Origin of the sequence: Pseudogracilibacillus amylolyticus (SeqCode) (assembly GCF_051918545.1) — a bacterium.
Taxonomy (GTDB): domain Bacteria; phylum Bacillota; class Bacilli; order Bacillales; family Amphibacillaceae; genus Pseudogracilibacillus.
Window position 1 is genome coordinate 28,532 of the sequence record NZ_JBPPZG010000012.1, and the last position, 7,603, is coordinate 36,134.

Genomic DNA, 7,603 nt, shown 5'->3' on the forward strand with positions numbered 1-7,603 from the left:
TAAACATCCAATGTTTAAACGCAATTTTTTTCAATAATGAGCCACTTCGCATGTTTATTTGTGACTCCGCATGTTTTGGGGCGATTCAACATGTTGTGTAAGCCACTCTACATCTTAACTCTTGATTCCACATGAAGTACGATCCACTCAACATATTCACTCACAGTTAACTAAACTGCTTGATCACAGTAATAGAACATTTGCGTTTTAATTGGACGCTTAACTTTCTGAAAGGAGAATTCTGTGAACGGTTTTATGTACGACCGACAAAAAGCGGTTGAATATGCTGAAGTGTGGTGGAATGATTACAATCCGGCTTTTCCACAGTTTGCTGTTGATTGCACGAACTATATTTCCCAGTGCTTACTTGCAGGTGGAGCTCCAATGTGGGGAGAACCTAATCGGGAACGAGGCTGGTGGTATCGTAATAACAATTGGAGTTTTAGCTGGTCAGTTGCCCATTCTTTTTATTGGTATTTAAAAACTCAGGCGACTAGTATACAAGCAACAGAGGTAGAAAGTGCGGAAGAACTTTATCCTGGCGATGTCATTTGTTATGATTTTCAGGGGGATAATAGATGGGATCATACGACAATTGTTGTCACCTATGATAGAGCCGCGAACCCTTTAGTCAATGCTCATACGGATAATAGTAGGCACAGATTCTGGACGTATATAGATTCCGCAGCTTGGACTCCAAATATTAAGTATGCTTTTTTTCGCATTAATGGTTAAAATTAAAAGGTAGATTATATGTAAGGAGTTTTAAACATGGGCCTAAATATCGTATTATACCAACCAGAAATACCTGCAAATACCGGAAATATAGCACGTACATGCTTAGCAACGAATACGTCATTACATTTAATTCACCCATTAGGTTTTTCGACGGATGATAAAATGCTTCGCAGAGCGGGTCTGGATTACTGGAAAAATGTAACGATTTATGAATATGAGTCAATCGATGAATTATATGAAAAACATAAGCAAGGTACTTTTTATTATATCGAAAACTTTGGAACAAAATATTATTCTGATTTTGATTACAGTGATTTGGATGAAGAATTATTTTTTGTCTTTGGCCGGGAGACAAACGGAATTCCAAGAGCGCTGATTGAAGGAAAAGAAGACCATTGCCTTAGAATTCATATGACCGATAAAGTGCGGTCATTAAACTTATCCAATACAGCAGCCATCGTAATTTACGAAGTGTTACGCCAGCAAGGTTTTCCGAACTTATCATAAGTTAAGTTGTTTTATAAAACTGCAAGGACAGATAAGAGTAAACCCAAAAGCTGTTTATGAAAGAATATCTCTAAACTGTTAAGTAACTTCTGCAAGAGTACTGAATACAACGACCGCTTCGGCAGAATACTACGCTTTCCACGGGCACGGCTTCAGCCTCCTCGCGGAAAAAGCGCCGCTGCGGGGTCTTCAGACGCGTGCTGTTCCCGTAGGAGTCTTCGTATTCTGCCTACGCTAGTATGATTCTCAAATTAAAGAATTGCCGTTTGTCCAATAAATCTATCCCAGCGGAGGAAATACATGGAGACTCCTGCAGGAGGAAAGGCCTAGGTGAGACAACGCAGTGCGCAGCACAAGGAAGGCTCATCAGCCGCCTGCGGAAAGCGGAATGTATTTCCGTAGCGGTAGGTCAATTCCTATCCGAATTTACTGCTCAGTTTCCTTCAACTACGTAAATCTGAAAGCATTAATCTTTGGGAAAAGACTCCAAAAGCAAAGGCGCCGACCTAGAAAATGAAAAATCGTCATGTAATCAAAGTCACATGACGATTCTATTTATTGATTGTTTTTTGGTACGCCTGGTTTTGATTCGTATGCCGATGTTAAACAAGAAGTAAGGAATGCTATAGAAATAGCTATGATTAATGCAAGTTTCATGTTAAATCCTCCTTAAAAACGATTAATAATATCTTCTCTAATTATAACGCCTTAACACCCATTTGTGAACTCAAACAATAGTCTATCCATAAAAATGTCAATTATTGATAGCTAAGCCGATACAATGGGATAAGTTTTTCATACGTTTGTTTTGCAAATGTAATAAATGCATCACCGTCTTTTAAAATCGGATTATTTGGAAACAATTGTTTTCCGATTAAAAATTCAGCTTTTTTCACATCACGAAATCGTTCCAATGCACTTTTTAAATCAATGTTTTCAATCGCTGTTGCATCTTTTTTCGTATGATCCAGTGAGATAACATAATTATCTGCACGTAGTTTCTCTATTTCGCTTATATGTTGTAAAAAAGTACTAGCTATTTCTGATTTACCAGGTAATTCATAAATGAACGCCAGCCAAATAAAGACACGATCATCCCAAAGGCCGACTTGAAAGTGAGGGTGTTTTTTATAACCGCGCTTATTTCCTGCAATCGCTAGCCAGGTATCGTCTGGAGGATTGACCGTTCGCCTCGCATGTCTAGCAATATGTAAATACATTTCTGAACCAATCATACTGGATAAGTCATCTGTTAAAACATCACCAATTGCTCTAAATTTGGGCTGAATATTATCTTCAATTGCCCGCTTTCTAGGCATTAAGCCCTCGATATTGAAAATGTTAAAATCGGCTTCACTAAAACCGTTAAAATTCATTCCGACATGTTCCTCTCTTTAGCATTTCTACGTAATTTTTACTTGGCAGCAAAGAAGAATAAAAAATCCCTAGCTAGTGCACGCCCAATTTTTTAATAGCGTAACATGAAATGGAGAAAATATACATAAATTTGGTCGATTAAACTGAGTCACAAACAAAAGATAGCGCATACATGATTGTTTCGCTTTATTTAGGGGTTATTAGTTGCTCAAGTTATCCGACAGTTCTATAATGAGAACAGAGTGTAAATTTCGTATTAATTACGGAAAAGTCAATATCTAATGGGGGTATAAGACGTGGCACAGAGTGCAGAACCTAGGGAGAAGTTTTGGCAAAAATTTTATGGTCCAAACATGGGATATGTAGAAGAACAATACGATCTGTATAAAGAGGATCCAAATGCAGTTGATCCGTCTTTAAAAGCAGTATTTGATGAACATGGTGCCCCTAAATGGTTGGATCATATTGACAGCGGACAGCACACAGGTGGCGAGTTTTCGACAAATGATGTGCGAAAAATTACTGCTGCGATGAAGTACCTTGATGCAATCCGACGATATGGTCATCTGGAAGCTGATATTTATGCAGTCGGTGGTTGGGATGAAAAGACTAATTTGTTAGATGCAGAAACGTACAATATTACTGATGAAGACCTACGAGCAATTCCTGCTTCATGGCTTTGGGATAAAGCGCCTGCAAACCTAGAAACAGGATATGATGTAGTAGAGTTCTTACGTGAAAAATATACTGGTAAAATATCATTTGAATTTGATCATGTCAATAGTGACGAAGAAAGAAAATGGTTTTTAGATCGAATTGATTCAGGAAATTTCGAGTTTGAACTTTCTGATACCGAGAAAAAACAATTACTAGAAAGATTAATACACATAGAAGGTTTTGAACAATTTTTGCAAAAAACCTTTGTTGGACAAAAACGATTTTCCATTGAAGGCTTAGAATCAATGGTGCCTGTGCTAGATCAAATTGTTAAATCGGCAAATGCTGATAAAATTGAAAATATTATGATGGGAATGGCTCATAGGGGCCGTTTAAGTGTGCTTGCACATGTTCTTGGAAAACCTGTCGATCGAATATTTTCAGAATTTCACCATGCACCTGATAAAGAATTAATTCCTTCTGAAGGTTCGATGGGGATTAACTATGGGTGGACAGGAGATGTGAAGTATCATTTTGGTGCAACCCGTGTTGTAGAAAATGACCAAGCATCAACGAGAATTAAGTTAGCGAACAACCCATCTCATTTAGAGTTCGTTAATCCTGTTGTTGCAGGTTTTACTCGTGCTGCACAAGATATACGAACAGAAAAAGGCTATCCGAAACAAGATTTAGATAAAGCAATTAGTGTACTTATTCATGGAGATGCGGCATTTATTGGGGAAGGTATTGTGCCTGAAACAATGAACTTAAGTGGTCTGGAAGGATACCGTGTTGGTGGAACACTTCATATTATTGCTAATAATCTAGTTGGATTTACAACAGATCGAAAAGAGAGTCGTTCTACTCGTTATACTAGTGATCTTGCGAAAGGCTATGAAATTCCTATCATTCGTGTCAATGCTGATGATCCAATTGCGTGCGTACGTGCAATTCAATTAGCATATGAGTATTCACATGAATTTAAAAAAGATGTTGTACTTGATCTTGTCGGTTACCGTCGTTACGGACATAACGAAATGGATGAGCCAAGAGCAACACAACCGAAGCTTTATAAAGAAATTGATAACCATCCAACAGTTACAGAAATTTTTGCTAGTGTTTTAAAAGAACAAAACATTGTAACAGAAGATGAAGCAAAAGAAATGAAAGCGAAAGTTCAGAAAGAGTTGCAAGATATTTATAGTGCAATGAAAGAAGATACGCTTGCAGGTATTTCTGAAGTGAAAATGCCTGATTATCTAGCAAATAGTATTGACCATTATGAGACTGCTGTACCTCTAGAAGATTTGAAAAAGCTAAATGAAGATCTACTAAAACGTCCAGAAGGATTTAATGCGTTTAAACGTCTAGACAGAGTTTTTAAACGTCGTAAAAATATTCTTGAAGAAGGCCATAAAGCAGAGTGGGGCGAAGGAGAAGCATTAGCTTACGCATCAATTTTAAAAGATGGTACTCCGATAAGACTCACCGGGCAGGATTCTGAACGTGGAACATTTGCTCACAGACATCTTGTTTTATATGATACAGAAACAGGTGAAAAATATTGCCCAATGCACGGGTTAGAAGATGCTAATGCGTCATTTGCTATTCATAATAGCCCGCTTTCTGAGACAGCTGTGCTAGGTTTTGAATATGGTTATAGTGTGCAATCACCAGAAACTTTAGTAATATGGGAAGCACAGTTCGGTGATTTTGCGAATGTTGCGCAAGTAATTTTTGATCAATTTATTTCATCTGCTCGCGCAAAATGGGGCGATAAATCCAATATGGTCATGTTATTACCACATGGTTATGAAGGTCAAGGTCCGGAGCACTCTAGTGCCAGATTAGAACGTTTCTTGCAAATGGCTGGAGAAAATAATTGGATCGTTGCAAATGTTACATCATCTGCACAATTTTTCCATTTATTACGCAGACAGGCAAAAATGCATGGACGTGAAGAAGCAAGACCGTTAGTAGTAATGTCTCCGAAAAGTTTATTACGTAATGAACGTGTAGCATCTGAAGCAAAAGAATTTACAGAGGGTAAATTTGAACCATTACGCGATCAGCCTAACTTAAGAGTGAGTAAGAAAAATGCAAAACGTCTTCTCCTTGGCTCTGGTAAAGTGATGGTTGATATTGAAGAAGCAATTGCAAATTCGGAGGAGAAATTCGATTGGTTGCGTGCATTAAGGGTTGAACAATTATATCCATTCCCAATGGAACAATTGAAAAAAGAAATAGCCCAACTACCTAATTTAGAAGAAGTTGTTTGGGTACAAGAAGAACCTAAGAATATGGGAAGTTGGCGTTTTGTTTTAGAGTATTTACGTGAACTAGTAGACGACAAAAAAATTAGATATGTTGGTCGTCCAGAAAGAGCTGCTACATCAGTAGGAGAGCCGAATATCCATAAAATTATTCAAAACAAAGTCGTAACAGAAGCGATTAATCCAGCAAAGGGAGGAAATAGTAGTGAAGGAAATTAAAATTCCAGAACTAGCTGAATCTATAACAGAAGGAACAATTGCAGAATGGCTCGTAAAACCAGGTGATAAAGTTGAAAAAGGTGATCCTGTTGTCGAGCTAGAAACAGATAAAGTAAATGTTGAAGTTAACTCGGATTATGCGGGAGTACTTGTAGAAGTATTAGCTGAAGAAGGGGACGACGTAAGCGTAGGTGATACGATCGCAAAAGTCGACGAAAATGCAGAAGCTGGAGCAGTAAGTGAACCTTCCGCTGACGCACCAAAAGAAGAAGCGAAAGCCGAAGCTCCTAAACAAGAAGAAGCATCTACTCCGGCTGCAAGCACAGAAGAAACTGTAGATAATTCAGGTGTTGTAGCTTCACCAGCTGCAAGAAAACTTGCTCGTGAATTAAACATTGATTTAACGAAGGTTAAACCACAAGATCCACTTGGTCGAATTCGTCCTGAAGATGTGGAAGCTGCAAATCAAGCGGCTCAATCAGCACCAGCACCGGCTGCAAAACAAACGCCAGCTGCTGCATCAACACAAGAATTCACTAAGCCAGTTAAAGTTGAAAAAATGTCGCGTCGACGTCAGACAATCGCTAAACGTTTAGTTGAAGCACAGCATAATTCTGCAATGTTAACAACATTTAACGAAGTGGATATGACCGCAGTCATGAATATGCGTAAAGAACGTCAAGAAAGCTTTGTTGCTAAAAATGATATTAAATTAGGCTTCATGTCATTCTTTACAAAAGCAAGTGTTGCTGCACTTAAGGAATTCCCATTACTAAATGCAGAAATTGATGGAACAAACTTAATTATTAAAGAATACTATGACATCGGTATTGCAGTATCCGCTCCGGGTGGATTAGTGGTGCCAGTTGTACGTGATGCGGATAAATTGGACTTTGCAGGGATTGAGCGTGAAATTGTTCGTTTAGGATCAAAAGCACGTGATAACCAGCTTGGCTTAGACGATTTATCAGGCGGATCATTTACAATAACAAATGGTGGTATTTTTGGATCAATGTTATCAACTCCAATCTTAAACGCACCACAAGTTGGTATTCTCGGTATGCACAATATCGTAAAACGTGCCGTCGTCATGCCAGACGATACAATTGAAGTACGTCCAATGATGTATCTAGCATTATCTTATGACCACCGTATCGTTGACGGTAAAGAAGCTGTTCAGTTCTTAGTACGTATCAAAGAAATGCTTGAAGATCCATATGATTTATTGTTACAAGGATAATAATATTAAAATTGAAATCCCGCTAGAGACTAGAGTCTCCGGCGGGATTTTTATCGGTTTAATGGACAACAGTTCGTTGCCTAGAACTGGAAACTTGCCTTGTCAATGGTGATGTCGTTCACAGTTCACGAATCAATAAATATAATTTTTTGAATCCTTCTTATGCATATGTTAAAAATCTCTCTATGTGTCCGTTCGAATTATATTTCCATTACCACGGTCACAAAGCACCTTTTTATGTTCCCGTTCGACCAATATTTTCGCCATCATGGTCACAAAGCGCATCACTATGTGCCCGTTCAGAGCATTTTTCCATCACCACGGTCACAAAGCGCCCCTCTATGTTCCCGTTCGAATTATATTTCCTTCATCACAGTCATAAAGCGTATCACTATGTTCCCATTCAAATCATGTTTCCTTCACGACGGTCACATACTATATCTGCTAATGCTCAATTAGTGACTAACGATTAAAATATAAAATTTGTACTTTTATTTTCACTCTTATTCCAAGTAATATATAATGTAAAGTGGAATAAGATTGTAAGTGGGATTGTTTTTAGGAAAGGAATTACATAGATGAAACAAAAACG

The 7,603-nt window shown here is 38.1% G+C and carries 4 protein-coding genes and 1 pseudogene; 4 read left to right on the forward strand and 1 reads right to left on the reverse strand.

The window, feature by feature from the left end; all coding sequences use genetic code 11:
- Positions 1-252: 252 nt before the first annotated feature.
- Positions 253-735 (forward strand): annotated as a pseudogene (locus ACPYKA_RS02665) (amidase domain-containing protein); the annotation flags it as partial.
- Positions 736-771: 36 nt separating this feature from the next.
- On the forward strand, positions 772-1,245 hold the full coding sequence (gene trmL, locus ACPYKA_RS02670) for a tRNA (uridine(34)/cytosine(34)/5-carboxymethylaminomethyluridine(34)-2'-O)-methyltransferase TrmL (RefSeq protein ID WP_479540872.1): 474 nt from the start codon (positions 772-774) through the stop codon (positions 1,243-1,245).
- A 758-nt stretch (positions 1,246-2,003) separates the two neighbouring features.
- On the opposite strand, the gene ACPYKA_RS02675 is transcribed toward trmL, so the two are convergent.
- The gene (locus ACPYKA_RS02675; protein WP_479540873.1) at positions 2,004-2,621 is read right to left on the reverse strand and encodes a YktB family protein; all 618 of its coding nucleotides are present in this window, start codon (positions 2,619-2,621) and stop codon (positions 2,004-2,006) included.
- 297 nt (positions 2,622-2,918) lie between these two features.
- On the opposite strand from ACPYKA_RS02675, the gene ACPYKA_RS02680 reads away from it, so the two are divergent.
- Together ACPYKA_RS02680 and odhB are read left to right on the forward strand one after the other, a co-directional pair.
- Positions 2,919-5,771, forward strand: coding sequence for a 2-oxoglutarate dehydrogenase E1 component (locus tag ACPYKA_RS02680; RefSeq protein WP_479540874.1), 2,853 nt, complete (start codon positions 2,919-2,921; stop codon positions 5,769-5,771).
- Positions 5,758-7,011: a 2-oxoglutarate dehydrogenase complex dihydrolipoyllysine-residue succinyltransferase gene (gene odhB, locus ACPYKA_RS02685; RefSeq protein WP_479540875.1), complete on the forward strand. Its 1,254-nt coding sequence runs from the start codon at positions 5,758-5,760 to the stop codon at positions 7,009-7,011. Before ACPYKA_RS02680 ends, odhB begins: the two co-directional genes overlap by 14 nt.
- Positions 7,012-7,603: the final 592 nt, after the last annotated feature.